Here is a 1,890-nt window from a genome sequence, read left to right as displayed (position 1 = left end):
TTCAACATGTGTGACTATAAAAAGTTATCGAATCAACCTTTGGTCTTTGTATTAGCAGAATTTAGATTTTCTCCTATACTAGGTATAAAGGAATACATACCTAAGATTCAAGATGCTTTGAGAAATAAGCTACCAATTCTAAGAAACACTGAGACCCAAGAAATTACGGTGTCGCCTAACGGTATAAGCTTAGAGGCTCAAGCCAACTGGGAGTTTATCTCTAAAAATAGTCATACCGCAGCTTCGGTTAACCAGAATCGTTTATTGTTTATGACTAGTGAATATGAACGCTTTAATGGATTTGAAGAGAACTGTGATTTCTTATTACAAACTATCATAGATGTTATTAACCCAAGCCTCTGTTTAGGTCTTGGCTTACGTTATAGCGATACCATTTTTAACATTGAAGGCAAAGGTTCAATAGAAGATTTTGTTCAGCCTAGACTATACAACAACGATGATTTAAAACTGTCAGGGAGCTTACTAAGACAGACTAATGAAACTTTATGGAGAACGACAGAAGGGGCTATTTTTATTCGTTCGATATACGGTGAGGATAAAGTTTTAGTTTGGCCTGATGCAGAGAATTTACCCATTGCAATAGAAAAATCTTCTGATAAGCCTGTCAAAAGACTACTATTGGATATCGACCATGTATGGAATGCTCAGGAAGAAGAGTCCGGTCCACTAGATTTTAATAAAGGATTAATACTTAGTAAACTATCAAACATGCATAAAATCAGTCGAAAAGCATTTTGGAATGTAACAACAGAACAAGCCAAGGAGGCATGGAAATGAGACAAAACAGTTATGGAGCAAATAGCTGGATAAATAAGAATATTACTACCGCTTTTATAGGCGCTTCTATTCTTGCCACTACTCCAGCCTATGCTTTTAAGAAATCAACCAGTTACGATAACAGTCGTTATATAATTGACAAAATGAGCCAAGCAAGCGGATCAAGTATTAATGTTAAGTACAATACTCGCCAGTCTCAGCTTTCGACAATAAAAGAGTATTTTGATTTGAGTGATGAAGAGCTTGCTAACCTTGTTGGTGTCTCAAGAAAAACACTGTACAACTGGGAGAAGCAAGGGATTAGTAAAGAAAAAGATAGACAAAGAGTGTTTGAGTTAAGCGTTATCGCAGAAGACTGGAGTTATAACAAGCTTCCTACTGATAAAGAAAAGCTGTTTACCCCTATCCTAGGTTCTACTAGCGTGATGCAAATGTTGACAGACGAAAAGCTTGATAGAGAAAAAATAATTTTTGCAGGTCGACGTCTTACTCATCAATCACTGACGCCTGAAGTAGGTTTGATTTAGAGGTTTAAATGCAGCGTATACTCGAAGCATTAGGATGGCGACAAGGCAGCTTTGTCAAACCTGAATCAGTTGCAAAGCTAATAGGTGATATAGATAGTACGTTCACTATATCTGCTAACAACTTGTTGGTTGTTGCCTCACAATCATGCGACGTTGCCTCCTCGCAAGAAGAATACATCGAGCTCTCTATTGTCCGGCTTTTATCAGTTGAAGCGTTTAATAAACAGTATAGCCATAATCGTCATCCTAGAATATTGCATATAGAAGCCATCTCAAACAGCTCTGATGAGAAGGTTATTTTAGAGCTAAAAGCTCACGAAAAAATTCAAATAAAAAAGTCACTTCTTGAAGAATTTAAACCTGATTCTTCAATTAACTTTTTAGAAGGGAATCTAAATCAGTATATTGATTGGCTAGCTGGTCGTTATAAAAGACCAGCATTACCTACTAAATTCGATCAGCTAATCGCGTCTTCTGATAAGAAAGGTAAAAGAAAAAAGATTGCTAAGCGAGCTAATGAACATCTAACTGGTATATATGTTGAGATTTATCCAAATCGAGATAT

At 36.4% G+C, this 1,890-nt stretch carries 2 protein-coding genes and 1 pseudogene; all 3 read left to right on the top strand.

Annotation, left to right across the window (positions count from 1 at the left end):
- Positions 1-798: TIGR04255 family protein (locus JMW64_RS13760; RefSeq protein ID WP_201555350.1), on the top strand; the 798-nt coding region annotated here is incomplete at its 5' end.
- Positions 795-1,325 (top strand): hypothetical protein, encoded by a 531-nt coding sequence (locus tag JMW64_RS13755; protein WP_025652919.1) that lies wholly within the window; start codon positions 795-797, stop codon positions 1,323-1,325. The genes JMW64_RS13760 and JMW64_RS13755, both read left to right, overlap by 4 nt.
- 8 nt (positions 1,326-1,333) lie before the next feature.
- A pseudogene (locus JMW64_RS13750) lies at positions 1,334-1,890 on the top strand (hypothetical protein); the annotation flags it as partial.

Origin of the sequence: Psychrobacter immobilis (genome assembly GCF_904846065.1) — a bacterium.
GTDB lineage: Bacteria > Pseudomonadota > Gammaproteobacteria > Pseudomonadales > Moraxellaceae > Psychrobacter > Psychrobacter immobilis_H.
Note: the sequence above shows the minus strand (reverse complement) of the source record. Positions and strands in the feature narration are given on the sequence as shown.